General features: G+C 63.2%; 18 protein-coding genes. 13 read left to right on the top strand and 5 right to left on the bottom strand.

What is annotated here, in order from left to right:
- Positions 1-100 precede the first annotated feature (100 nt).
- The 6 genes from pheS (at position 101) to D3I60_RS07855 (ending at position 9,602) form a co-directional block, all read left to right on the top strand.
- Complete coding sequence (pheS, locus tag D3I60_RS07830) at positions 101-1,144, top strand: phenylalanine--tRNA ligase subunit alpha (protein ID WP_262775565.1); 1,044 nt, start codon at positions 101-103, stop codon at positions 1,142-1,144.
- 1 nt (position 1,145) lies between these two features.
- Positions 1,146-3,731 carry a phenylalanine--tRNA ligase subunit beta gene (pheT, locus tag D3I60_RS07835; RefSeq protein ID WP_262775566.1) on the top strand — a complete coding sequence of 862 codons (2,586 nt, stop codon included), beginning with the start codon at positions 1,146-1,148 and terminating at the stop codon, positions 3,729-3,731.
- Positions 3,732-3,910: 179 nt separating this feature from the next.
- Positions 3,911-4,792: an SDR family NAD(P)-dependent oxidoreductase gene (locus D3I60_RS07840; RefSeq protein ID WP_262775567.1), complete on the top strand. Its 882-nt coding sequence runs from the start codon at positions 3,911-3,913 to the stop codon at positions 4,790-4,792.
- Position 4,793: 1 nt separating this feature from the next.
- Positions 4,794-7,223, top strand: coding sequence for an aminodeoxychorismate synthase component I (pabB, locus tag D3I60_RS07845; RefSeq protein ID WP_262775568.1), 2,430 nt, complete (start codon positions 4,794-4,796; stop codon positions 7,221-7,223).
- Positions 7,220-8,104, top strand: coding sequence for an aminotransferase class IV (locus tag D3I60_RS07850; protein ID WP_262775569.1), 885 nt, complete (start codon positions 7,220-7,222; stop codon positions 8,102-8,104). Before pabB ends, D3I60_RS07850 begins: the two co-directional genes overlap by 4 nt.
- A 148-nt stretch (positions 8,105-8,252) precedes the next feature.
- Entirely contained in the window at positions 8,253-9,602 is a 1,350-nt protein-coding gene (locus D3I60_RS07855) for an MFS transporter (protein ID WP_262775571.1), read from the top strand.
- Positions 9,603-9,619: 17 nt separating this feature from the next.
- On the opposite strand, the gene D3I60_RS07860 is transcribed toward D3I60_RS07855, so the two are convergent.
- Positions 9,620-10,333 carry an aspartate/glutamate racemase family protein gene (locus D3I60_RS07860; protein WP_262775572.1) on the bottom strand — a complete coding sequence of 238 codons (714 nt, stop codon included), beginning with the start codon at positions 10,331-10,333 and terminating at the stop codon, positions 9,620-9,622.
- A 121-nt stretch (positions 10,334-10,454) separates the two neighbouring features.
- On the opposite strand from D3I60_RS07860, the gene D3I60_RS07865 reads away from it, so the two are divergent.
- The 4 genes from D3I60_RS07865 to dctP all read left to right on the top strand — a co-directional run bounded on the left by D3I60_RS07865 (position 10,455) and on the right by dctP (position 14,993).
- Positions 10,455-11,492, top strand: coding sequence for a LysR family transcriptional regulator (locus D3I60_RS07865; protein WP_262775573.1), 1,038 nt, complete (start codon positions 10,455-10,457; stop codon positions 11,490-11,492).
- Positions 11,492-11,986: a TRAP transporter small permease gene (locus tag D3I60_RS07870; RefSeq protein WP_262775574.1), complete on the top strand. Its 495-nt coding sequence runs from the start codon at positions 11,492-11,494 to the stop codon at positions 11,984-11,986. The genes D3I60_RS07865 and D3I60_RS07870 overlap by 1 nt, the downstream gene beginning before the upstream one ends.
- Entirely contained in the window at positions 11,983-13,575 is a 1,593-nt protein-coding gene (locus tag D3I60_RS07875; protein ID WP_262775575.1) for a TRAP transporter large permease, read from the top strand. Before D3I60_RS07870 ends, D3I60_RS07875 begins: the two co-directional genes overlap by 4 nt.
- 140 nt (positions 13,576-13,715) lie before the next feature.
- A complete protein-coding gene (dctP, locus tag D3I60_RS07880) occupies positions 13,716-14,993 on the top strand; it encodes a TRAP transporter substrate-binding protein DctP (RefSeq protein WP_262775576.1) in 1,278 nt (425 codons plus the stop codon).
- A 209-nt stretch (positions 14,994-15,202) separates the two neighbouring features.
- Here dctP and D3I60_RS07885 read toward each other — a convergent pair whose 3' ends face one another.
- Positions 15,203-16,270 (bottom strand): hypothetical protein, encoded by a 1,068-nt coding sequence (locus D3I60_RS07885; RefSeq protein ID WP_262775577.1) that lies wholly within the window; start codon positions 16,268-16,270, stop codon positions 15,203-15,205.
- Positions 16,271-16,707: 437 nt separating this feature from the next.
- Here D3I60_RS07885 and D3I60_RS07890 point away from each other — a divergent pair, with 437 nt between their 5' ends.
- Together D3I60_RS07890 and D3I60_RS07895 are read left to right on the top strand one after the other, a co-directional pair.
- Positions 16,708-18,723 carry an ABC1 kinase family protein gene (locus D3I60_RS07890; RefSeq protein WP_262775578.1) on the top strand — a complete coding sequence of 672 codons (2,016 nt, stop codon included), beginning with the start codon at positions 16,708-16,710 and terminating at the stop codon, positions 18,721-18,723.
- A 397-nt stretch (positions 18,724-19,120) separates the two neighbouring features.
- Positions 19,121-20,599: an MFS transporter gene (locus tag D3I60_RS07895; RefSeq protein ID WP_262775579.1), complete on the top strand. Its 1,479-nt coding sequence runs from the start codon at positions 19,121-19,123 to the stop codon at positions 20,597-20,599.
- Between the two features lie 97 nt (positions 20,600-20,696).
- Here the strand turns inward: D3I60_RS07895 and D3I60_RS07900 are convergent, their stop codons facing one another.
- Positions 20,697-21,440, bottom strand: coding sequence for an SDR family NAD(P)-dependent oxidoreductase (locus D3I60_RS07900; protein ID WP_262775580.1), 744 nt, complete (start codon positions 21,438-21,440; stop codon positions 20,697-20,699).
- 186 nt (positions 21,441-21,626) lie between these two features.
- Between D3I60_RS07900 and D3I60_RS07905 the strand changes: the two genes are divergently transcribed.
- On the top strand, positions 21,627-22,787 hold the full coding sequence (locus tag D3I60_RS07905; protein ID WP_262775581.1) for a steroid 3-ketoacyl-CoA thiolase: 1,161 nt from the start codon (positions 21,627-21,629) through the stop codon (positions 22,785-22,787).
- 195 nt (positions 22,788-22,982) lie between these two features.
- On the opposite strand, the gene D3I60_RS07910 is transcribed toward D3I60_RS07905, so the two are convergent.
- Entirely contained in the window at positions 22,983-23,921 is a 939-nt protein-coding gene (locus tag D3I60_RS07910; protein WP_262775582.1) for a MaoC/PaaZ C-terminal domain-containing protein, read from the bottom strand.
- A 97-nt stretch (positions 23,922-24,018) separates the two neighbouring features.
- A complete protein-coding gene (locus tag D3I60_RS07915; protein WP_262775583.1) occupies positions 24,019-26,208 on the bottom strand; it encodes an acyl-CoA dehydrogenase in 2,190 nt (729 codons plus the stop codon).
- Positions 26,209-26,304: the final 96 nt, after the last annotated feature.

The raw sequence follows: 26,304 nt of genomic DNA on the forward strand, positions 1-26,304 counted from the left end.
CCACCCACCCAGCGGACCCGACCAGGGCCCTGCCGGGGGAGACGATAGACTTGCTGACGAAGAGAAGTGACGTCCCATCGACACGGACAAAAGGACATTGATGACAGACCAACTCGACCCCTTGGACGAGTCGGCCGTGAAGCAGGCCGTTGACGCGGCGCTCAAGGCTTTCACGGATGCGACGACTCTCGACGAGCTCAAGCAGGCGAAGATCGACCACACCGGCGACAAAGCCCCGCTGGCGCTCGCCAACCGAGCCATCGGCTCGCTCGATAAGGCCGATAAGGCCGCCGCCGGCAAGATCGTCGGTAAGTCCAGGGGAGCGGTCAAGCAGGCCCACGACGCACGCCTGGCCGAACTCGAAGCCGAACGTGATGCAGCCGTGCTCATCGAAGAGGCCATCGACGTCACCCTGCCCACCGATCGTCGCCGCCTCGGCGCTCGCCACCCGCTGAGCCTCATCCAGGAACAGGCCGCGGACTACTTCGTCGGCCTCGGCTGGGAGGTCGCCGAAGGACCGGAGATCGAATCCGAGTGGCTGAACTTCGATGCGCTCAACTTCGGGCCCGACCATCCGGCCCGCCAGATGCAGGACACGTTCTTCGTCGACCCACCCGAGGCCGGCCTCGTCCTGCGCACCCACACCTCACCGGTGCAGTCGCGTTCCCTGCTGCAGCGCGGTGTGCCGCTCTACGTCGTGTGCCCGGGCAAGACCTTCCGCACCGATGAGCTCGACGCCACGCACACTCCGGTCTTCCACCAGATCGAAGGCATCGCCATCGACAAGGGCCTGACCATGGCCAACCTGCAGGGTACCCTCGACGGATTCGCCCGCGAGATGTTCGGCCCCGAGTCGAAGACCCGCCTGCGTCCGAGCTTCTTCCCGTTCACCGAACCGAGCGCGGAGATGGACTTCTGGTTCCCCAACAAGGTCGGCGGTCCCGGCTGGATCGAATGGGGCGGCTGCGGAATGGTCCACCCCAATGTGCTGCGCGCCGCCGGCATCGACCCCGATGTCTACCAGGGATTCGCCTTCGGCATGGGCATCGAACGCACACTGATGCTGCGCGAGGGAATCAACGATATGCATGACATGGTCGAAGGCGATGTGCGCTTCTCGGCCCGTTTCGGAATGAAGGCTTGATATGCGCGTCCCACTGAACTGGCTGGCCGACTATGTCGATCTCCCAGCCGAGACCGATCCCCATGCCCTCGCTGCCGAATTCGCAGCCGTCGGTCTCGAGGAAGAGGACTTCTTCGGACCCGAGATCACCGGCCCACTCGTCGTCGGTCGCGTGCTCGAACTCGTCAAGGAAGAGCACTCGAACGGCAAGACCGTCAACTGGTGCCGCGTCGACGTCGGCCCCGAACACAACGAAGCCCTGGATGATCCGAAGGACCCGCAGCCCGGTCCCGAGGTGCCCAGCCGCGGCATCATCTGCGGTGCCCACAACTTCGTGCCCGGTGACCTCATCGTCGCCTGCCTGCCCGGAGCGGTCCTGCCCGGCGACTTCGCCATCGCGGCACGCAAGACCTACGGTCACAAGTCCGATGGCATGATCTGCTCGGCCAAGGAACTCGGCCTCGGCGAGGATCACGACGGCATCATCGTGCTGACCGATCTCGGGCTGACCGGTGAGCCCGGCGATGATGCGATCGCGCTGCTCGGCCTCGACCAGGTCACCCTCGACGTGAACGTCACTCCCGACCGCGGCTACCAGCTGTCGATGCGTGGCATCGCCCGCGAATACGCGCAGATGAAGGGGCAGAAGTTCACCGATATCGGATCCGCCGAGGTGGCTCCCACCAATGCGGCCACCGACGATGGCTTCCCGGTGTCGCTCGAGGATTCGAACCCCATCAACGAGGTTGCCGGCTGCGATCAGTTCACCGCACTTCAGGTGACCGGGCTGGACCCTCAGGCGAAAACTCCGTTCTGGATGCAGCGTCGCCTGCAGCAGGCGGGTATGCGCCCGATCAGCCTGACCGTGGACGTGACGAACTACGTCATGCTCGAACTCGGTCAGCCGCTGCACGCCTATGACACCGCGCTGCTCGGTTCGGAGATCGTCGTCCGCCGTGCGAGTGCGGGGGAGAAGTTCACAACGCTTGACGACGTCGAGCGCACGCTCGATGCCGAGGACCTGCTCATCACCGACCGCGGGGATGGACCCAGTGGCAAGGGTGGGAAGATCATCGGCCTGGCCGGCGTCATGGGCGGCGCCGACGTCGAGGTTCACTCGGGAACGACCGACGTCGTCATCGAGGCCGCTCACTTCGACCCGATCTCCATCGCCCGCACCTCACGTCGTCACAAGCTGTCCTCGGAGGCCTCGCGTCGCTTCGAACGCGGAGTCGACCCGAAATTGGCCCCTGTGGCGGCCCGTCGCTGCGCGGACCTGCTCGTCGAGCTCGCCGGCGGCACGCTCAGCCCTGCGACCACGCAAGTCGGCCAGGCTCCGGAGCCGACTGTCATCGAACTCCCGGTCGAGCGCGTTGCCTCGCTCGTCGGAGTCGAGTACACAACCGCCGAGGTGACCGGACTGCTCGAAGGCATCGGCGCGACCATCGAGGTCATCGGCAAGGACCGTCTGGCCGTGACCGTGCCCAGTTGGCGCACGGACATCACCGACGCTGTCGACCTCATCGAGGAAGTCGCCCGCACCGGCGGCTACGACCGCATCCCATCCATCCAGCCTGCTGCCAGGGCCGGAAAGGGACTGACGGTGGCGCAGAAGACCCGCAGGCGGATCTCGAACCTGCTGGCCGCCGACGGGTTCACCGAGGTGCTGTCGTACCCGTTCACGAACGACAAACGCGACGACCAGCTGCGGCTGGATGCCGACGACGTGCGGCGCAAGCATGTGCGTCTGGCCAATCCGATGTCCGAAGACCTGCCGCTCATGCGCACCAACCTGCTCTCGACTCTTGTCGACTTGGTCGTCCGCAACCAGGGTCGCGGTTCCAAGGACGTGGCGCTGTTCGAGACGGGGCTCGTGTCCACCTCGGCGGGCCTGCCTGAGGGTCCCGGACCGCGTCACCTGCCCGGATACCACCCGAGCGATGACGAGCTCGAGGCGATCTACGCCTCGGTCCCGCATCAGCCCTACCACTACGCTGGCATCATCTCCGGCAATGCCGAGATGCCCGGTGTCTGGGGCAAGGGGCGCAAGGCCGAAGCCGCCGACGTCATCGACACCGTTCGCCGGATCGCTGAGACGAACGGACTCGAAGTCACTGTGGAGGCCGATCAGATTGCCCCGTGGCATCCGGGACGGGCTGCGAAGTTCGTTCTTGCCGACGGGCAGACTCTCGGCCATGCCGGTGAACTGCACCCGAAGGTGTGCGAGAACCTCGGCCTGCCGGCACGGACGGTCGGGTTCGAGATCGATCTCGACGCTCTGCTTGCGCAGGACGATCTGCGGGCCTGGGACGGTGCGCTGTCGACGTACCCGGTCTCCCGTCAGGATGTGGCTCTCATCGTCGATGCGGACCTGCCGACGCAGACTCTGGCCGCGACGCTGCGCGAGGGTGCAGGGGAGGAGCTCGAACTGCTCGAGACTTTCGACCTCTACACCGGCGACCAGCTGCCCGAGGGCAAGAAGTCGCTGGCGTTCCGCCTGACGTTCCGTGCCCCGGATCGTACGCTCAAGGCCGATGAGGCCTCGGCGATGCGTGAGGCGGCGACCGCATTGGCCGCTGAGCGTCACGGCGCCGAAGTCCGTAGCTGAGAACAGTGCGTCTCAGAGCCCGGTCGACCGCTAGAGTGGTTCGACCGGGCTCTGCCCTGTCCGCTCGAAGCATCACGGTAGAGCGCACAAGAACATCCGAACACGTGGGCGTGAGGATCTGTGCTGCGCACCACGCCACCTGACCACTCGTACCCGACCATCGCTGAGGAGTCCCGACCATGTCCGAGAAGCTGCCCTACGGAACGAACATGCCGACCACCGACGGAACCCCTGAGGCGACCGCGGTCCCGTCCGAGACGATTGCGCTCATCACTGGCGGTGCCCGCGGAATCGGACGCCACCTGTCGGAGGCGTTTGCGAAGGCCGGTTATGACGTGATCGTGACGGCAACGTCGGCGGAGAAGGCGGAAGCTGCGGCCGATGTGATCGCTGAGGTGACCGGGGGAACGGCGACCGGAGTCGGACTGCGCACCGATGACATCACTGCGGTGCGCCAGCTGCGTGACTCTGTCGCCGGACTCGAGAAATCGACGGGCAAGCGCCTGCAGTTGCTCATCAACAATGCGGGTCGCATCGAGTCGACCGAGGGCCCGTTGTGGGACGCCGACCCGGAGAGCCTCAAGGCCGTCGTCGACGCGAACGTCACCGGGGTTGCGCTGATGATCAATGTCTTCGCGCCGGTGCTCATGGCCGGCGCCGAGGCGACCGGTCGACCGAGCCGCATCATCGACCTCAACTCGGGGTCGGGAGCGAAGGGAACACCGGCGTATGCCGTGTATTCGGCGTCGAAGGCGTCACTGTTCCGTCTGGCCGATTCGGTCGTGCACTTCGGTCACGACAAGGGACTGCGCATCTTCGAGATGGCACCCGGTGTCGTCGAGACGGCCATGACGAAGTCGATGCCCGTCCACGATTTCCGTCAGGGCGATGACTGGACCTCGCCCGCGCAGGTCACGGACCTGGCCTTGGCACTAGCGTCGGGAAGCCTTGATGCATTCACTGGCCGGTATGTCCGTGCGGGTGCTGACTCCGAAGAGTCACTGCTCGCCGAGGCGGCCTCGGGATTGTCGGATTCGACCCGCCGGATTGTGCTCGGCTGAGATGGTTCCAGACGGAGCGTCGGCGGCGACGGGGCCGCTGCGAACTCTGCTCATCGACAACGCCGACTCGTTCACGCTCAACCTGTTCCACCTCCTCGCCGAGGTGAATGGGTGCGCGCCGACGCTCGTGCCCAACGATTGGGCCGAGTTCGAGCTGAGCGTGCTCGACGAATTCGACAACGTCGTCATCTCACCAGGACCGGGAACTCCGGAGCGGCCGGCCGACTTCGGCATCTGCGCCGAGGTGATCGAACATTCCCCGATTCCGGTGCTCGGGGTGTGCCTCGGGCATCAGGGGATTGCGCACGTTCACGGGGGAGTTGTGGCGCAGGCGCCAGAACCCCGGCACGGTCGGGAGTCTCCGATCAGTCATTCCGGCACCGGGCTCTTTGCGGGCCTTCCGTCGCCGTTCTCGGCGGTGCGGTATCACTCGCTCGCAGTCTCGGAACTGTCCGAGTCTCTCGAAACGACGGCATGGTCCGAAGACGGCGTCGTCATGGCGTTGCAACATCGGACGAGGCCTCAGTGGGGAGTCCAGTTCCACCCTGAGTCGATTGCCTCCGAGAAGGCACGGACGCTGCTGCAGAACTTCGCCGACTTGACCGTGGAGTCGTGCGCAGGACGTACGAGAGCAAACGTCCCCGCGGGGACGAGTAAGGCATCCGATCCGCGGCCTTCGCCCTTTCGCGTCCCCGCGGGGACGTTCTCGGATCGTCAGCAGGCTCGGGTCGCCGACGACCGTTCTGATGAACCGCGTCGATACGTCCTCGACACCGACGAGCTGCCGCAGACAGTTACCGACGCCCGCCTGTTCGCTGAGCTCTTCGGCGGTCGGCGCGAGTCGATTTGGCTTGACGGCAACCTGCCCGGCAACGTCTTCTCACGGTTTTCGATCATGGGTGCACCGACGGGTCCGCTGGCAAAAGTCGCGACAGCCTCGGTGCCGGACGGAACAGTCCACGTGCGCACGAACAATGACGGAGCAACGCCGTCTCTTGCAGCCTCCGGATTCTTCGACTGGCTCGATGCTGAACTCTCCAGCGTCGATGTCGAGCTGGCACCCAGCGAGGCAAAATCACCTGGCACAGACGCGGAACTGCCCGCCACAAACGCCGACGGGCCCGACCTGCCGTTTCAGTTCCGGCCCGGGTGGGTCGGCTACCTCGGCTATGAGCTCAAAGCGGAGGTCGGTTCGCCGAACCAGCATCAGTCCGATCTGCCCGACGCCGTGATGATGTTCCTCGACCGTGCACTCGTCATCGACCACGACACCGACCGCATCCACCTCCTCGCACTGCGCGAACCTGATGATCCTGCGGGCATTGTTGCGACGCAACAATGGTTCGACGACATTCGCACACTGATCGCAGCGTTCCCCGCTCACAACGCCGGTGAGCCTGTTCAGCCGAGCGCCACCTCGGTGATGGCAGACACCTCAAACCCGGCGGAACGTCGCAATCCAACCCTCGTGGCACGCCACAGCCAGCACGACTACGTCGACCTCATCGATCGGATACAGCGGGAGATCACCGACGGCGAGACCTACGAAGTGTGCCTGACGAACATGCTCGAGGCCACGGCCGACCCACACGAGGACGCACTGGCGATGTATCTGCGTCTACGGAGGGACAATCCGACACCGTTCGGAGCATTCATCCGCACCCGCGCGGCGGCGATCCTCAGTACCTCGCCAGAGCGGTTTCTGCGGATCGGCTCCGACGGACTGGTGGAGTCGAAGCCGATCAAGGGCACTCGGCCCAGGGGAGCGAACCCGGACGAGGACGAGGCGATCAAGGCTGAGCTGGCCGCCTCGGTGAAGGATCGGTCGGAAAATCTCATGATCGTCGATCTCGTCCGGCACGACCTCGGGCGCACGGCCGGGCTGGGGTCGGTGCAGGTGGACACACTGTTCGGGATCGAGTCCTATGCGACGGTGCATCAGATGGTGTCGACGGTGAGCTCACGCTTGGCCGAGGACGCCAGCCCGGTGTCGTGTGTGCGGGCGGCATTCCCTCCGGGGTCGATGACTGGGGCGCCGAAGCTGCGGACGATGGCGATCATCGATGAGCTCGAGGCGGGCGCTCGTGGGGTGTACAGCGGCGCGGTCGGGTACTTCTCGCTCGGCGGTGCCGTCGATCTCAGCGTCGTCATCCGCACGCTCGTCGTCCAGGGCGAGACGCTGCGGTACGGGGTCGGTGGGGCGATCGTCGCGTTGTCGGACTCCGCGGAGGAGTACGCGGAGACGGTGGTGAAAGCGGCACCGCTGCTGCGGCTGCTGGATGGAGCCGATTTCCCTGGTGGGACAGCCTCAGCTGACGGGCGATGCGTCAGTAGCGAAAATGGAGACGTTATCGATACCGTGATCCCCGACGAGGTGGCTGGTCCTGCCAATATAGACATGAACGCGCCGGCAAGTGGAGCAGATCGATGACCGTCTGGCTATGGAACTCGCAGGAGTCTCGGTTCGAGGAGCCGATGGAGGACGTCGGCATGTGGACGTTGCTGGCGGCGGATTCGTGGTTGGTCGTAGGCGGGCGGGTGAGGACGTTCGACCGCCATCAGGCGCGATTCGCCGATGCCTCTGGGCAGGTGGGCGTTGGTGATCTGGTCACTGACGAATTCTGGGCGTCGGTCGTCGAGAAGATCCCGAAGACGGGGGAGTGGTTCCCGCGAGTGGACGTTCTTGAAACGGTACCGGGTGGCTCTCGAATGCTGGCGTTCCGTTTGCGGCCTGCACCGCCGCGGACTCGTGAACTACGGGTTCTCATTCCTCGGTATTCCGATCCGCGAAATACGCCTAGGCGTAAGGGCCCAGATATCGCATTGCTGGAGCGGCTGCTAAAGCAGGCGCGGGAAGAGTACGACTGCGACGAAGTGCTCCTACTCAGCGAAGACGGCTATGTCATTGAGGGTGCGACGACGAGCCTGTTGTGGTGGGACGGGGATACATTGTGCATTCCGGACCCCGAACTGGGTGCGTTGCCTAGCGTGACTTCTGCGGTGATCGTCGAGGAGGCCCGAACACGGTCGGTCCCGGTCGAGCACCGACGCGTGCGGCCAGAAGGACTCATCAGTCACGAGGTGTGGTTGGTCAATGCTTTGCACGGGATTCGGAGAGTGAATTGGTTCGTCAATGCTCAGGGCGGTGGTGGGCGTGAGCCGTCCGGTCGGACGCGCGGGCCACGGACGGGCTCATCCGACCGAGCAGATGATCCTGTTGAACGCTTCGAACATTTGAGAGACCGGATAGAAGCTGCGCGAGTTCCCGTGAGCGAATTCGAATGGGGCAGAGTAAAATCACAGCACCTATAGTGAAGTGATTGTGGACGGTGCTATCCGTCGTTTCGAAAGTGGAGATTCGGTTTCAATTACTGGGAGTTCTCTGAGCCAAGGGTTAAACGGTTTCCGGCAGTCGTAACGTCGAATTGTCAATGAAGATCTCGCGACTAAGTGTGCTGTCATGTCCCAACTCAAGAATCCTGCACCTTCTGATCACGAACACCATGTCCAGGTCAGACGCGCAGCCATTGCTAGTACTATCGGCACCACGATCGAGTGGTACGACTACTTTCTCTACGGAACCGCCGCGGCGTTGGTGTTTCCGCATCTCTTCTTCCCTGACGTTTCTCCCTATATCGGCACCCTCGCCGCCTTTGCCACCTACTTCGTCGGCTTCTTAGCCCGCCCAGTCGGCGCGGCGATCTTCGGGCATTGGGGTGACCGTATCGGTCGCAAGGTCATGCTCATCGTCACCCTGCTGATCATGGGAATCTCCACCGCTCTCATCGGCCTCCTGCCCGGTTCGGCAACCTGGGGAGATGCGGCACCGATCATCCTTATCCTCCTCCGCGTCTGCCAAGGAATCGCTGTCGGCGGCGAGTGGAGCGGTTCGGTTCTGTTGTCGATGGAATGGGGCGACCAGAAGCGGCGTGGCCTGATGGGAAGCTGGCCGCAACTCGGAGTCGCCATCGGGCTGATCCTTTCGACCGGACTGATGTCTTTGTTCAACGGAATCATGGGCAAGGACGCATTCATCACCTGGGGCTTCCGCATCCCGTTCCTTCTGAGCCTGGTGCTGGTGGCCATCGGCCTCTACATCCGGCTGAAGATCATGGAGACCCCGCAGTTCTCGAAGGTAGTTGCGGAGAAAACCACGACGACTGCGCCGCTCATGCAGGTCATCCGCCGGTTCCCGAAAGAGATCATCCTTTCGGCACTTCTGAGGATGTCGGAGCAGATGCCGTTCTATGTGGTCACGGCCTTTGTACTCTCGTACATGACCAGCGGCTCAAATGGGCACGATTACTCGTACAACTTCGTGCTCATCGGAACTCTGGTTGCCGCGGGAGTGGAGTTCATTCTGGTCCCCTTGTTCGGTCTCTACTCCGATACGATCGGGCGCAAGAAGATCTACGCTTGGGGTGCTGCGATTATGGGTGTGTGGGGCTTCATCTACTTCGCACTGCTCGACAGCGGCATCACCTGGTTGGCTTTCGTCGCCCTGTGTCTCGGCCTCGTGCCTCACGCCATGCAGTACGGGCCGCAGGCATCGATCATCGCCGAATCCTTCCCGACCAATCTTCGGTATACAGGTGCCGGCCTCGGCTATCAGCTCTCGTCGATCATCGCCGGTGGTCCTGCGGCTCTGATTGCGACGTGGCTGATCCACCAGTTCGGAACCGGGTATGCAGTGTCCGTTTACATCCTGATCTCTGCGGTCATCACGTTGGTTGCGCTGAAGTTCCTCAAGGACCGGTCGCGCAGTGACATCACCGAAGACGCGACCTACGCGAAAGGACGCAACCGCTGAGGGCCGGAAGCAGTCGCTCAGATTGCTGCCAGCGCAGGCTCCTCTGCCATCATCCACTCGACGATTGCGGCGACATGGGCATCGACAGAGTCGATGGCCGGCAGGGGAGCGGCCTCCGGCGGAACCAGCAGGCCGATCTCCGTGCATGACAGTGTCACTGCCTCGGCGCCACGGGCTTTGAGATCATTCATGATCTCGACATACCGAGCGCGCGACATATCCGTGAACTTGCCCCGGGTGAGTTCATCCCAGATGATCTGGTCCACCTCGAGACACGTTGCCTCATCCGGCACCAGCGTCTTGATGCCCTGCTCCTCGAGTCGGCCCGTGTAGAAGTCCTCGAGCATCGTCCATCGTGTGCCGAGGACAGCCAGCGTTGAATAGCCCCGGCGCTTCGCCATTGTCGCGATCGAATCGACCATGTGGATGAGAGGCGCATCGACCTGCGCTTCAATCGCCGGTGCACACTTGTGCATGAGGTTTGTGGCGATCGCGACGGCCTCGGCTCCGCCATCGACCAAACGCTGTGCCGTCGAGGTGAGCGACGCATCATTGCCCGCCCAGTCGTTGGCCTCCTGCAAGGCCCGAATATCTGCGAAGTCGCACGAGTCGAGGAGGATCTGCGCCGAGTGATGACCGCCGAGCTGCTTCGCCACGGCATCATTGATCTTCGTGTAGTACTCGATGCTCGAATGCCAGCTCATTCCACCCAGCAAACCGATCCTGCGCATACTCCCACTCCTCAACTCAACGATGACCCGACGAATCAAAGTCGTCTCCTGTGACCAGTCTCGTGCGAACCTGGGACTCCCGGTAGACCCAGTTCCCACTGCTCTGGCATAAGCTGGACTTATGGCTACAGTCTTTGAGCAAGCTCTCGACCTCGGCGAGCCCAAACGCCTCCTCATCTTCGGCGCCATTGCCGAATCCGGCAGCATCGGCGCCGCCGCACGCGTCCTCGGCTGGTCCCAACCGGCACTGTCCCAGCACATGAACGCCCTCGAGAAAGACCTTGGCGTCACCCTCTTCGACCGCACTCCACGTGGCATTCGGCTCACCACCGCCGGCCAACTCGCTCGCATCCGAGCCAACGAGGTGGCCGCCTCGGTGACGGGATTGCGCAGCGATCTGGCGAAAGCCTTCGGCCTCGGCGGACGCAATGTTCGCCTTGCCGGTTTCCCCAGCTTCGTCATCGGCCCACTGGCCGCAGCACTCGGTCGGCTCGAGGCGAACGCCGGCACAAGTACGGACTCACCGCTTCACCACTCGTACGAGGTCTCCGAGGCCGAACCGCCCGAAGCGCTGAGCCTGCTCGATGACGGTGCCATCGATATCGCCTTCCTCTTCCATCACGAAGACGAAGTCCCGCCCGAGATGCCTGGTCATATGACCGTCGACCTCGGTGCCGACCACCTCGACCTGCTCGTCCCCGAACGGTGGAACCGTGCCGGGCAGATCCAACACCTCAACGATGTTGCCGAACTCCCGTGGATCATGGGCTGCGTGCGCTGCCGGTCCACCGCCGAACGCCTCTGCCGCACCGCTGGATTCGAACCTCGGACCCGCCACATCACGGACAACCCCGGAGCCATCCAATCACTCGTGGCCAACGGACTCGGTGTCGCGCTGCTGCCCCGCAGCGCCCGCCGCTACTCCCAAATCGCGGGCATCGACCCCATCGCCCTGGAAGAAGCCGGCGCCCGTCGAGTCTCCGCGCTGATCCCCGACGGTCTGGCAGACGCCTCCGAGGTGGTCGACCTGATCGATGCGCTGCGGGCCGCCGATATTGCCGTCGGTGGGACAGACGCGCCAACCGGCGCGGATGCAGCAGAAGCCGCTAACGGTGCAAACGCCGCCGGCACCGCGACCGGCCGTTACAGTGACTCCTGATGAGCACGTTCACCAAAGTCCTCGATAGGTGGCTGACGGTCACCACGGCCGCGGCAATCATCGTGATGATGCTCCACATCGTCACCCACGCCCTGGCACGGTCGATCTTCCATGATCCGATCTACGGCACCAACGAGATCGTCGAATACTGGTACCTGCCCATCGTCGCGCTCCTCGGCATTCCCGCCGCCCAGCTGCAGAAGGAACACATCACCGTCACCATGGCCATCGAGAGGGCCAAGCCGGCCACCGCTGCGGTGTTCACGGTCTTCGCGTGCCTCCTCGGCGCACTCGTGTCGATCGCCTTCGCCTGGTTCGGACTGAGGAAGGCAGTGGAAAACACGGCCATCGGATCGACCGCCGATGTCTCCGACGTCATCACCTGGCCCGTGTACTACCTCGTGCCGGTCGTGTTCGTCCTCCTCGCTGTGCTCTACATCCTCGACGTCGTCGCGATTCTCCGCCGCCGCGCAGACGCAGGGGAGGAGCAGTGAACGCGAACACCGACCTCACCGGCACACCTCTGCCGCCAGAAGACTCAAACAGCGCGAATATCACCGGCACCCAACCCCCGAACACCACCGCACTTTTCCCTACGGGCTCCCGCCGCGAGCGCCCCGGCGCACTGGCACTGAGTATCGGGTTCGGACTCGTCGCCGTCTGCCTGATCGGCCTCTTCACCAGTCCCTCCGCCGCCATCGGCGGAGCCTGGTGCATCGGTATGATGCTTGTCCTCCTCTTCCTCTCTGTGCCGGTCGCCATCGCGTTGTCCGTGCCGTCGATCATCGGCGTCTATGCCGTGTCCGGCATCCCGGCGACGATGAACATCCTCTCCATCGCACCATTCAGCGCCGTCTCCGACTGGTCGATGAGCGTGCTCCCCATGTTCATCTTCATGGGAATGCTGCTCACCCAATCCGGACTCTCCGGCAAGGTCTACCGTGTCGCCGACCACTGGTTCTCCTGGCTGCCCGGAGGCATCGGCATCGGCACCACCTTCGCCGGGGCAGGCCTGTCTGCAGTGACCGGGTCGACCATCGGAATGACCTACGCCCTGGGCCGCGCCGGCATCCCCGAGATGCTCAAGGCCGGCTACGACCGCCGGATGGCCGTCGGCACGATCATGGTCTCCGGCATGACCGGCAACCTCATCCCACCCTCGATCCTCATGGTCGTCTACGCCGGCATCGCCTCCGTGCCCGTCGGCCCCGCACTCATGGCCGGAGCCGTCCCCGGAATCCTGCTCGCCGTGTGCTTCGCCGTCTTCATCTTCGCCATCGGCGTCATCGCCCCGAAACTCGTCGGCCGCGGCCAGAGCGCCCAGAATCCAACGAACACCACAGGCACCACCCGCCCCACGACTACTTGGCGCGACCGCTTCATCTCCCTGACCGGCATCTGGGGTTTCGCCGTCATCCTCGTCGTGCTCTTCGGCGGCATGTTCTCCGGCATCTTCACCCCCACCGAGGCTGGAGCCGCCGCCGCACTCTGCTCACTGCTGTTGTGCCTGTGGGAGAAGCGCGGCGACGGGCCGTGGCGGAAGGTCACGGGATCGGCTATGGATACGGTGGCGGCCACCTCGGCGATTTTCTTCATCATGATCGGCGCGACCATGCTCACCAGCCTGCTCGCCATTACAGGACTCGCCCCCATCCTCACCGGCTTCATCACGGATCTCGGGCTCTCGCGGATCGGATTCCTGCTCGTCCTCATCGTCCTCTACATCATCATGGGCATGTTCTTCGACACCCTGTCGATGATGCTGCTGACCATTCCGATCCTCCTGCCCACCCTCGAGGCGATGGGCGTGAGCCCGCTGTGGTTCGGAGTCTTCGTCGTCCTCCTCGGCGAGTTCGCCATGGTCACCCCGCCGGTCGGCATCATCCCCTATATCGTCCACTCGATCGCGAAGAACCCCGAGGTCAACCTCGGTGTCACGGTCACGCTGCGCGATATCTTCGTCTCCCTGCTGTGGTTCCTGCCCGTCGGCGTCATCTTCCTCATCCTCATGGTCGTCGTGCCCGGAATGACCGAATGGCTGCCCGACCTCATCAGTCGCACCAGCGGGGGAATGTCCGGATAACCCTCGCCGAGGCGGCCCGCCCACCTGTGCCCTGTGTCGTCTGGGTGGCTGCCGCAGGGTGTGAGCGGACTCATGGTTAGGGTGACCTCATTCAGGCATATGATTGGAGGGAATTCTCAGCCTTCGTTCAAAGGAGTCCCATGAAGCGCTTCCGCTCGGCAGCTCGCCCCGCTCAGGCCATTGCGGCGGTCGCATCGCTGGCCCTGTTGGCCGGATGCGCCGGGTCCGTCGGCGGCGACGACTCGGGTTCGGGCGACTCCGCGGGAGAGGGCTTCGCTTATGACGCCTCGCAGGTCGAGATCGATGAGGCTCTGGCCGACCTCGACCCGGTGACGATCAAGTTCCAGCCGTCGGCGATGTCAGAGAAGTCGATCCTTGCGCCCAACGGACTCGACGTGAAAAAGGCCATCGAGGAACGCTCCGGCGGCAAAATCAAGGTCGATATCGTGTGGGGTCAGGCGATCGCCAGCTATGCCGACGTCGATGATTCCCTGGCCGATGGTCGCGTCGACCTCGCCTTCACTCTGCCGTCGTACACCCCGGCCGAGTACCCTGCCTTCGACGCGATCGGCACGGCCATGTCGACGCTGCCGTCCTCGCCCGTGGCCAGTGACTTGGCGGCGAACGCGGCCGGTGTGCAGGCGGCGTGGGAGACGCCCGAGGTGCTTGAAGAATTCGAGAAGAAGAACCTCGTCCCGCTCATTCCGATGCTCGCCGCCGGTGGGTATTCGACGATGTGCTCGAAGCCGATGACCTCGCTCGATGACTGGAAGGGCAAGCAGGTGCGTGTTGGTTCGGCAGCGGCCGGCAAGCAGGTGACTGATCTGGGTGCGACCCCGGTGTCGCTGTCGTTCCCGGAGACCTATGAGGCGCTGCAGCGCGGAACCGTTGACTGCGACCTTGGTCAGCTGGCACCGAACGTGGAGGCTGGCACCTTCGAGGTCGCCCCGAATATCGGTGTGGCCTCGGATGCGGGCATTGCTCGGTCAGCTGGTGCGATCACGGCGGGCAAGAAGTATTCGGAGCTGCCGGTTGCCTATCAGCAGGTCATCTTCGACTCGATGTCGACGACGTTCTCCACAATGATGGAGGTCGTTATCGGAGCGAAGGCGCAGGCCGTTGAGCAGGCGAAGGACAACGACGGCTCAGTCAAGTCGTTTGATGATGACGTGCAGAAGCAGATGGCGAAGTACGCGAAGACCCTGTCGGACAAGACTGCCGAAAAGGCTGGCGTCACCGATGCGCCGAAGACGTTGGGCTCGGCTGGAACTGATTGGGCGAAGTCCGTGTCCGAACTCGGCTATGACGACAAGGGCGACTTCGCCTCACTCGACGAGTGGTACCCGGAGGACGCCTCGTACGACAAGCTCGGCGACGAGCTGTTTGAGAAGGTCATGGCCGAGCATCGGCCGGAGTGAGGGAAATTTGCCGGTGAGAGTAACTGGACTTTGGTGACTAGATCGCGAACGAATCCCGCGAACATGGTATTTGGCCAGTACACGAAGGTCCGCGCCAGCACTTATATTCAGCCACTACTTTTCAGCATCGCTAATGGGCTCGATAATCGTCTGGAGTGACCGTTTAATAGCTTGTTGGTGAGTCATCTTTTGATTCTTAGCTATCCTAGTCATTTTCGACGAATTTCGATGTAGAATCGTCCGATCGTTATAGCCCGTGGAGCGTTTTCTGTTTCGGTGTCGCGTGAAGCTTTATCTGCTGCGGTTTCCCGTGGAGATTCGAGGAATTTGTCGGCCATGAGCAAGACGCGCTTCAGTCGCTCGTCTTCGACCTTGATTGCGTCCTGTTTGCTTTTGGCCGCTGAAACTGCTGCTTCAGCTCGAATTTGTCCGATTTGATTGACCCGGTGCCACAACCGCGCCCTATTACCTCGTGTGGTTCCGTAAAAGAGAACAGAAACCACCCCAATTAAAAGTGCAATTAATAACGGTTTCCACCACTGAAGAGGGGTGGAGCCCTCGAATTCTTGGTCTGTGAGGAGTACAGCGAGGACGGAAAGCAGGAATAATACGGGTCCAAATAGAGGCCAGACGAAGCGGAATGGCACACGACGGATAGACATCAGATATATGATGAACGAACTCGGCAATGCTGAAAATTTGCGCAATCTAGCCGACAAATCTAACTTTTCATCAAGGTCCGATAACTCGATATCGCGGTCTACGTTGAGCGAGTGTGCCGAGCGGTGTTTTGTCCAGTTTTTTAAGTTTTCTGAGAGCGTGTCAGGATCAACGGGGCAATGGCGAGGATCATCTGTGAATTCCTCTGCCGCGGCCCGTATGGTAAAGGGATTTCGTGCCAGCTCCGCTGCCTGTGCACCGCCCCTAAGCGCCAAATTTATGGTGAATACGAGAGATAGTGCAGCTATGAAGAAGACTCCAATTCCTGCGTACCGATACCAATCCTTGCTTTCATTGACGAGATTTGAGTAGAGAAACGATGCTGATATGCTCACCAGTAGGCCGGAAATTAGGGCGCCCATTGCTGGCGCGATGATAGTTTGGAACTGTTCTTCTTTTACTCTAATGTCGGCAAATGTTTGCCTTTTTGGTGCGTGTATTGTGCAAATGGTTGCTATTTCAATAATTGCGAGTATGAAGTTCAGGGAGACTAGTAGAATGCTGAGGCCCAAGAGGAACGTGCTAACTCCCTCAAGTATGGGAAGTAGTGTCTCCAATTCTTCTCTCCTTGTGTGTTATCTTTGCTGAATATTCATCCAATACATCAAGCGTACCTTCTTAGTGTACTTGAGTCCGTCTTGTTTGTCCGCGTTACCTTGGAGTAAAAGTCTTATGTAATTCTGAGGTTGAAGGTGTCTGCGGAGTGGAACGTTCAGCTGTTGCCTATGCATTTCGATGGTTCGGCTCAAGCTGTTGGACACCCATCAGGACTGGGATGGAGTGATTGCGCTTTCAATAGCGGACCATTTGTAGCTTTGGCTCAAAGCGAGCTGGTAGCTCGGGCGCAGGAAATTGCCCGTGATTCGCCGCAACCTGTCAATTGCACCAACCTCTCGATCGACTAGGCTGGTGACGGCGCCGAGCCACAGCGCACCGAACCTGGCCAACCGTGTCCGATAAGGGCACGGGTCACACACGACGGAAGGGCTGACGGGTGACGATCCTCTACACCATCGGACTGGGCGTCCTCAGCGCGCTCATCGTCGGATTCCTCGTCCGGCGGATGATGCTCACCGGCACCGGAGCCGCCCGCAATACCATCGTCTCCCTCATCATGGGCCTCTCGATCTGGCCCATCACCCTCCAAGCCTACAAACTCCTCGGCATCTCCGAGTCCGACCAGTACCCGAACCTGTCGATGAGCTTCCCCGCCATCATGGTCTTCCTGCTGCTCTTCGCCTGGTTCATCGTCATCCAGATGTTCGTCCTCCTCGCGATCGAACTCATCATGCCCTCGGGCACCCTGAGCTCACTCATCCGCAACGCGCCGAAGATCCCCACCTGGTACCGCCGAGTCAACCGCCTGGCCCAGATCCAGAAGATCCTCATCAAATTCGGCCTCTCCCGCTACCTTCGACCCAGAATCCCCACCCTGCGTGTCTCCCTCCGAGAGATCGCTGCCACCACCCGAGACGCCCTGGCCGCCTCGGGGGTCACGTTCATCAAGCTCGGCCAGTTCATCGCCACCCGCGGTGACATGATCCCGCACGAATTCGTCGAGGAATTCTCCACGCTCCAGGCCGGGGTGAAGCCCGTTCCCTTCGCCGAGGTGAAGGACCAGCTCGAGGCCGAATGGGGCCGTCCCGTCGCCGAGGTGTTCGCCGAGTTCGATGAGAGACCCTTCGCCGGCGCGTCCGTCGCCCAGGTCCACCGCGCCGTGACCTGGGAAGGTCGCGTCGTCGCGGTCAAGGTGCAGCGACCGAAGATCCGCAAACAGGTCCGGGCAGACTGCGATATCGTCCTCACCCTGGCCGACCGTCTCGATCGCACCACCGATTGGGCGAAGAAGATCGGCATCGCGAAGCTCGCCCGCAACTTCGTCGATTCACTGCAAGGCGAGCTCGACTACCGTGGGGAGCTCGCCCACATCGAAGCGCTTCGTCTCGCCGATGAGACCGGCCGGTCGACGACGCAGACCGACTCGGTCGTCCATATCCCTCACGTGTATAAGGAACTCTCCGGCCAGTTCGTCATCGTCATGGACCTCGTCGAAGGTTCCCCTCTGTCCCACGGCGCCGAGGTGGTCGACCATCTCTCCGTAATCGCGCGCAGAGAGATCGCCCAGGACCTCTTCCTGATGGTCGTCCGCCAGGTGCTCGGAAAGGGCCTCTTCCACGCCGACCTCCACCCCGGAAACATCGTCGTCTCCAGCGCAGGACGTGCCGGACTCGTCGACTTCGGTGCGGTCGGCCGCATCGACAAACGCGACCGCCGAGCCATCGCCCTGCTGCTCATGGCCTTCGACTCGCAGAACTCGCAGGCAGCGACTGCGGCCATCCTCGAGCTGCTTGGGACACCGAGCGAGGTGAACCTGCGGGAGCTGCAGCGAGAGATCGGGCAGATCATGCTCAAATACGGTGACGGCGCCCCTGGCTCGACCTCGGCGGCGCTGTTCGGCGAGCTCATTGACTTCGTCGTCGACTTCGGATTCCCGATGCCGGCCTCGGTGGCCACGGCGTTCCGTGCCATCAGCACCCTCGAGGGATCGATCACCCGGCTGGTGCCCGAACTCAACCTGCTGGCGCTGGTGACTCAGAACGGCAAGACACTGCTGCGAGAGGTCGGGGGACTGGGAGTCGACCGACACGAGATGACGCTCTACGCAGCGGCAACCGCACCGCAGATCGCCGAGCTGCCCGGACAGATCTCCCGCATCGCCGGCCACCTGCAAGACGGCACGCTCGACGTCGGAACGAGCGGGCTCAACATTGCCACCATCAAGAATCTGCTGGTCTCCACCGTCGAACAGTTCATCCAGGTGATCGTCTCGACCGCGCTCATCCTCGGTGGAGTGATCCTCATGGCCGCGGACTTCGGGCCGGCTTTGGCACCCGAACTCAAGTTGTTCACGTATTTCGGAGCCTGGGTGCTGCTCGCGGGGAGTGTGCTCGCTGCGCTCGTGCTCGCGCCCGCATTGCGGCAGCGGATGATGTGGGAAGGACTCGGCTAGCTTCATTGCGGAGCTAGCAGACGATGAGGTTTTCCGCGCTCAATTTACGCACGGCAGCGTTCTGTCGAACTCTGCGAACTGGTCGACCAGCAATCGCCTTGCCCTTATGCGAAATGCATCGAAGGATACTCCAATCGGCGTGAGCGCCAGTCACCGTGCTGTGTTGATTGAGGAGGACAGTGTTCCTGGACGTGGCATGCGCACGTTCGTCGCTGCCAATAGCGATCCCCGTTGACTTCTTCCGCGGCATTCTGGCAAAAACCTATTGTAATCAATTCTATAATTGATTATAGTTCACAGCACGCAACGCCAATCTGCAGACAAGATTTCCCCACGAAGAAGTGGGCGAAGTGGGCGCAGTGCCTGCTGCGGGGAAATCTGGACGAAAGGGTTCCGCATGTCAGTTCCGTCCCACAATGGCAGAGTCACGAAGTTCTGGCTCATCACCTGTGCTCTCATCGCTGCCGAAGTGGTCGCGATTCTTGAGACCACCATGTCCATTCAGCTCGTCTACGCACCGGAGGGATTCTTCGACGTCCCGTTGTCCACGCTCACCTGGATCGTGACCGCCTATACGCTGGCCGCCGCGATCTTCGCAGGCATCGGAGCGCGCCTCGGTGATCAGTACGGTCGCCGCAAGATCCTCATCGGCGCTCTGGCTCTGGGTGCCGTCGGATCGCTGCTGTCGGCAGTCGCTCCCGTGTTCTGGGTGCTCGTCGTCGGGCGCGTCTTCCAGGGCGTCACCGGATGCGTTCTGCCGCTCGCAATGGGCATCATCTCCGCCCGCTATCCGAAAGATCGCACCGGGACCGCGGTGACCCTGGTGTCATCTTCGGCGATCATCGCCGGAGCGTTCGGGATTCTCATCGCCGGTGCGCTGATCTCGGTCTTCTCATGGCATTCGATCTACGTCGTGACGACCGTGTCGGCTCTGGCCGTGGCGGCATTCGTCGCGGCAGTCGTGCCGCGCGACCGAGTGTCGGATCTGGCAGAGACGCGTCGCATCGACGTCCTCGGCGCTGTCCTCTTCGGTCTCGGGATCGGTTCTGCCCTCTATGCCGTCACGGCTTCCGCCGACCGCGGGTGGGCCGACTGGCAGGTGCTCGGGTTCGGCCTGGCCGGTCTCATCGTGCTGGCGATTTTCGTTCGTCACGAGTCCACGATCGCCCACCCGCTGTTCGAGATCCGCCTCCTGCGCGATTCGAAGGTGCGTGCTGCGATGATCCTCTCCGTCGTCCTCGGGTTCGGGCCGCTGGGGATGTTCACCGTACTCTCGGCGACGATCTCGCGGCAGCCGAGTGCTGTCGACGGGACCAGCATCGGCGTGGGCATAGGGCTGAGCCCCATGTCCTTCGGGCTCTGGACCGCGGCATTCTCGGGGGTGGCATTCCTCCTCGCCGGGGCCATCGGCAGGATGACCACGAATTACGGGGCGAGGACGACACTGGTCACGGGCTCCGGGCTCGCCATCATCGGCGTCCTGCTCATTGCGGTCTTCCCGTCGAACACACTCGTCGTCCTCACCGCGATCCTCGTGTTCACCGTCGGCAGCTCGTGCCTGTTCTCGGGCATTCCCGCGATGATCGTCGAGACCGTCGACGTCTCGGTGGTCAGCATCGCCGCAGCCATGGCGCAGGTTATCCGAAACACCTTCCAGTCCGTGGGCACCTCGGTCCTCGGTGTCGTCATGTCCATCGGCGCCATCGCGATCGCCGGGCAGGGCTTCGTGTCGAACCCGGGCCTCTGGGCAGCGGCGCTGGTCATCGCCGGCGCCTCGGTGCTCTCGGCGGCATTGTCACTGGCCGTGGGAAGCCGCAGCCGTCCGCGGCCGGTACTGGAGAAGTATGCGACGCAGAAGCAGAGCCTCGACCGCTGAGCGAGTCAGTCACGCTGCGGGCCCGGAGCGAATCGCTTCGGGCCCGCAGCGTGACTGACTCGCGGCGCACCTGCGTGCGCGCATCAGCACGTTCGCCTCAGTACAGCTTGCGGATCCCGCCGTCGGCCATGAGCGTCTGGCCGGTCATGTACTGCGCGTCCGAAGACAGGAGGAAGGCGACGACCGGCGCGACATCGGTCTCCGGATCTCCGAAGCGAGCCAGCGGGATCGTCGCCACGGTCTGCTCGTACTGCTCGGGCTGCTCCTCGCTCCACGCCTGAACTCCAGGAGTCAGCGCCAATGGGGAGACGATGTTGACGCGGATCCCTTCCGGAGCCCACTCATTGGCGAGGACACGACTGACCCCGCGGATCGCCTCCTTGGCCGCAGCATACGAGGCTTGGCCCACCTGCCCGCTCATCGCGGCTCCGGAGCCGAAATTCACCACTGAACCCTTGGTCTTGGCAAGCTCGTCATGGGCCGCCCGCATGAAGTTCAGCGTGGCCTGGAACCCGGTGGAGAACGACAGGGCCCAATCCGATTCCTCAAGTTCGAGGAACGGCTTCTGGCGTGAGGCATGAGCATTGTTGACCAGCCCGTTGAGACCACCGAAAGCGCTAACGGCCTCGGCAACGGTGGCCGTGGCGACCTGTGCGGCGGAGACATCGCCCTGGACGAATCGGACCCTGTCGCCGAACTCCTCGACGACGCGGTTGCCTGCCTCAGCATTGATGTCCACTGCCACGACCTGTCCGCCTTCGGCGATCAGGCGGCGCGTGATGCCCAACCCGATGCCCGACGCGCCGCCGGTGACGATGAATGCTTGGTTTTCCAGTTTCATTTTCAGCCTCTCTGTTCGGGCCCGTTCGGCTCTTACCCGTGTGTCTGGTCTATCAGGCGATCACGCAAGAGCACCTAACCTCAGACTGTCAACATTCCAACAGCATCCTGAGCTGACCTTGACGTGGTGTAGAATGAATTCTAGTTTAGTTGATGACTCTAGTACAGATCAGAATCGGAGAACCTCATGGCCGCAGCCGTCATCGTCGATGGAATCAGATCGCCCTATGGAAAGCGGTTCGGCGATCTCGCCGGCACCCATCCCGCGAGACTCCTCGGACAGGTGCAGGCGGGACTCCTCGAGCGCACGGGAATCGATCCGACCGCTATCGAACAGGTCATCGGCGGTTGTGTGACCCAGGCCGGAGAGCAGTCGAACAACATCACACGCACTTCGTGGCTCGACCGAGGTCTGCCGTATCAGACAGCGGCGACAACGGTCGACTGCGCCTGCGGGTCCTCGCTGCAGGCTGTGCATATGATCAACGCCCTCATCGCCTCGGGCGCGGTCTCGACCGGAATCGCCTGCGGCGTCGAGAGCATGAGCCGAGTCTTCCTCGGCGCGGCCGGCGGCGATGCGGGCAACCCGTATCCGGACGGCTTCGACGTCGACCTGCCCGACCAGTTCCTCGCCGCTGAGCGGATCGCGCAGAGGCGCGGCATCTCACGAGCCGACATCGACGCCTTCGCCGCGGACTCGCAGAAGAAGGCGATCCGGGCCTGGGACAGCGGTGTCTTCGACGACCAGGTCATCCCTGTCGAGGCGCCCGTGCTGGACTCTGCCGGCAAGCCGACCGGACAGATGCGCACGGTCACACGCGATCAGGGACTGCGCCCGACCACTCCTGAGACCCTGGCCGGTCTCAACCCCGTCATCGAAGAAGGCATCCACACCGCGGGAACGAGCTCACAGATCAGCGACGGTGCCTCTGGCGCTCTCATCATGAGCGAAGACGAAGCCCAGCGTCAGGGGCTGAAGCCCCGAGCCCGCATCCACACCTCCGTCATGGTCGGTGCCGAACCCTACTTTCATCTCGACGGACCGGTCGATGCCACGACCGCGGTGCTGCAGAAATCAGGGATGAGCCTCAGCGACATCGACGTCGTCGAGATCAACGAGGCCTTCGCTTCCGTCGTGCTGTCGTGGGCTTCGGTCACCGGCTTCGACATGGAACGTGTCAATCCGCACGGCGGGGCCATCGCACTCGGCCACCCGGTGGGATCGTCGGGCATCCGCCTGCTCGTCCAGGCCATCGACGATCTCGAACGGCTCGACGGCTCGACTGCGTTGGTGACCATGTGTGCCGGAGGGGCCTTGGCCCCAGCGACGATCATCGAACGGATCTGAGACATCGACCGAGCGCATCCGGGGCGCGCAGGATGCGCTGTGGACGGTCAACTCCGCAGACACGCGCAACTCCGCAGGCAGACATCGCTGCAGCAGCGAGCGAGGCAGTGAGGCAGCGAAGCGAAGCAGCCGGGGCCAGGAAGCGACGCGGGGCGGGCAGTGGATCACTGCCCGCCCTGCCTTCGTCTGTGCACTTCAGCGCAGGGCGAGAACTCCCTCGTCGAGCACCGTCTGTCCGCTGCCATCCACGCATGCCCGATACGCGCGCTGCCGAGAGCCCGTCTCCCAGACGTCGAGGATCAGCACGTCACCGGGCGTGACCATCCCACTGAAGCGCGCGCTGACCTCGGTGACGAGTTCGGGGCGGCCGTCGGCAGCGAGGTCCGTCAGCGCCTTGGCGACGATTCCGTAAGTCGCAAGACCGTGGAGAATCGGACTGGGAAGGCCGGCGGAGCGCGCGAACTCCGGGTCGATGTGCAAGGGGTTCAGATCACCGTTGAGACGGTAGAGGAGAGCCTGATCCGGGCGTGTGGCGATTCGCACGCTGGAATCGGGAGCGCGTTCTGGAACCGGCTGTGACGCGGGCGCCGGCTCTCCGCCGAATCCCCCTTCGCCGCGCACATAGATCTGCGAGTGCTCGGTCCACAGCGACCCGTCGGCGTCGGTGGCAGTCGTCTCGAGGACGATGAGTGCAGCCTTGCCGAGGTCGTGCACCCGAGCGACGGAGCGTCGGAGAACGGCCGTGCCGGAGGCCGGCAGGGGCCGGTGGGCGGTGAGTGACTGTCCTGCGTGGAGGACGGCGCGCAGATCGACGTCGATGCCGGGCAGCCGCATCCGGGTCGGGTCGGCAGCTGCGGCGTCTGCTTTCGCGTCGTCGCAACCTTCCGCATCGGAAGGTGAGTCCGTGATCTCTTCCGAGGTGCCCGGCGCCGCAGTCGAGGGCCCTTTGCCCGCAACCAGGCCGAACGTCGGCAGCACCTCCAGATCGCGCTCGAAGGTCAGTGTCAGCTCCGGAACGTCGGCCTGCGAACCAGCACCGAGGCTGAGGTGGTAGAGCAGGACATCGGTCGTCGTCCAGGAGATCTCACTGATCTGGGGATCCGCGGCAAGCGCGGTGTCGATGTCGATGGGCACAGGTAGTCCTTTCGTCGTGCATGCCGCCTCGAGTGGCGGCAGGAGAGGGATAGGGCCCTTTCGGGCGATCAAGATGGGGGCGAACGTGGTCTCAGTCTCAGCTGCGGGGGAGCCCGAGGATGCGTTCGGCCACGATGTTGAGCTGAATGTCGGTGGTGCCGCCCGCGATCGTCAGCGACCTCGTACTGAGGAACATGTAGGTGGGCACTGTGCTGCGGGTGGCGACATCCTCGGCTCGGGCCATGTCGATGCCGTCGATGCCGTCCGTCCCCGACCATTCGACCACGGCTTCCCACGTGTCCTGGATATTGCGGGTGGACACGAGCTTGGCCAGGGAAGACTCCGCAGAATCCGTCTCGTTCTCCATCGCCTTGAGCATCGACCTGACCCCCATGAGCGAGCCCGACAGCGACACGGAGAGCAGATCGCCGACCATCCGCAGCCTCAGCGGGTCGTCCGCCGCCTGTCCGCGCAACAGCGATACGAGCGCCTCGTCCCCGCCGCCGAACATCGAATGCCCGGTCATCGCCACACGCTCGTTGGCCAGAGTGCCCACGGCCACCTTCCAACCATCGGTCGGTGCCCCGACCATGAGCTCCTCGGGGATGAACACCTCATCGAGGAACACTTCGTTGAACAGCGCCTCCCCGGTCAGCTCGCGCAGGGGGCGCACAGTGATTCCGGGCGTGGTCATATCGAGCAGGAAGTATCCGATTCCGCGGTGCTTGCGTGCCGTGGGGTCCGTGCGCGCCAGAAGAATCCCCCAGTCTGACTCACGCGCACCTGAGGTCCACACTTTCTGTCCGTTGATCACCCAGCCGCCGTCGACCTTCCTGGCCGAGGTGGTCAGCCCGGCCAGATCGGACCCTGCACCGGGTTCGCTGAAGAGCTGGCACCAGCGGATGTCGCCACGCAGTGAGGGTGCGATGAACCTTTCTTTCTGCTCCGCAGTGCCGTGTGCGATGAGGCTGGGCACGACCCAGTTGCCGATGACCATGTCATGGGGAGTGAGGCCCCGGGCGGAGAGCTCTTCGTCGATGATGAGCTGGGTGAGAGCGTCGGCGCCTCGACCCCAGGGACGGGGCAGCGCCGGTGAGGTGTATCCCAAGTCCGCCAGACTCACTGCGGCCTCGGAGCCGCCGGGGATCGCGTCGAGTTCGTCTCCGATCTCCTGACGGACCGTTTCGGACCCCTCCGGGTAAGTCAGCGCGGGGCCGCGACGCGCACCATTCTGCGCGGCCCGCGCGACATCCATTCGCCAGCGGTCCCCAGGGCCGAGCAGGACTCTACTGGACTGAGCTCGACGCAGAGCAAAACCGGCCATGTGCTCCCAAGTGAAACCGATTCCACCCAACGTGTTGACGAGGTCCTTGGCTGTGCCGAGAACGAGGTCGACCCCCGTTCCGGCAGCCGCTGAGATGACCAGACGGCGTTCCTCTGTGCTGACGTCCGAATCGAGGCAGCGTGCGGCGTCCCAGGCCAGAGCGCGCACCTGTGCTGCCGCGACGTGCATGCCCGCGATCCGGTGCTTGACAGCTTGGAAGCTGCCGATCACGGCCCCGAACTGTTCGCGGACTCGGGCGTACTCGACAGCGGTGTCGGTGCACCATTGGGCGATGCCCGAACCCTCCGCGGCGAAGGCCGCCGCAGCGATGAGGCTGGGCAGCTCTGGATCGATGTCGAGGATCTCCACAGGTGCAGCCTGCTCAATGCGCAGCCGTGCCAACGGCCGGGTGACGTCGTGAGACGGGCAGGGGAGGACCTGGGCCGCCGAGGTGCGCAGCAGCACCCACCTGCGAACCTCGCCGTCGCTGACAGGCAGGACGACGTGCTCGGCCGTGGCGGCCGAAGGGATCGGTGCGCTCGTTCCGCTGACCGTGACAGTCGTGGGGTCGAAGAGCAGCTCACCGGGGTCGAGCCCGATTGCTCCCAGTGCGGTGCAGTGCCCTTCGGCGGCATCTTCGGCAGGCGAGACGGAGCCCGCATGTCTCAGCACGGCCGAGGTGATCATCGCCGGCAGTGCCGGGCCGGGCACCAGTCCGCGGCCCATCGCCTCGGCCGCGGTGGCCAGGCCCATGAAACCGACGCCTGCGCCGCCCTGCTGCTCGTCGAGGTGCAGATCGAGCACGCCGATGCCTACGAGATCGGAGAAGAATTCGGGGAGTCCCGGATCTTCGGCGTCGATGTACGCGTGGATTTGGTCGGGGGAGACGCGGTCTGTGCAGAAGTCGTCGAGAACCTCTGCCAGTTCGGTCAGTTCGTCGCCGATGGCGATCGATTCCTTCATGGTGCTCCGATCGAGTAGCCGAATTGCTTGCAATCCAAAACTAGAATCAATTATAGTCTTTGGCAAGGCATACGAGAGCTTATCGCGAATCAGCCG

It is taken from the genome of Brevibacterium permense, assembly GCF_025506275.1.
Lineage (GTDB): Bacteria > Actinomycetota > Actinomycetes > Actinomycetales > Brevibacteriaceae > Brevibacterium > Brevibacterium permense_A.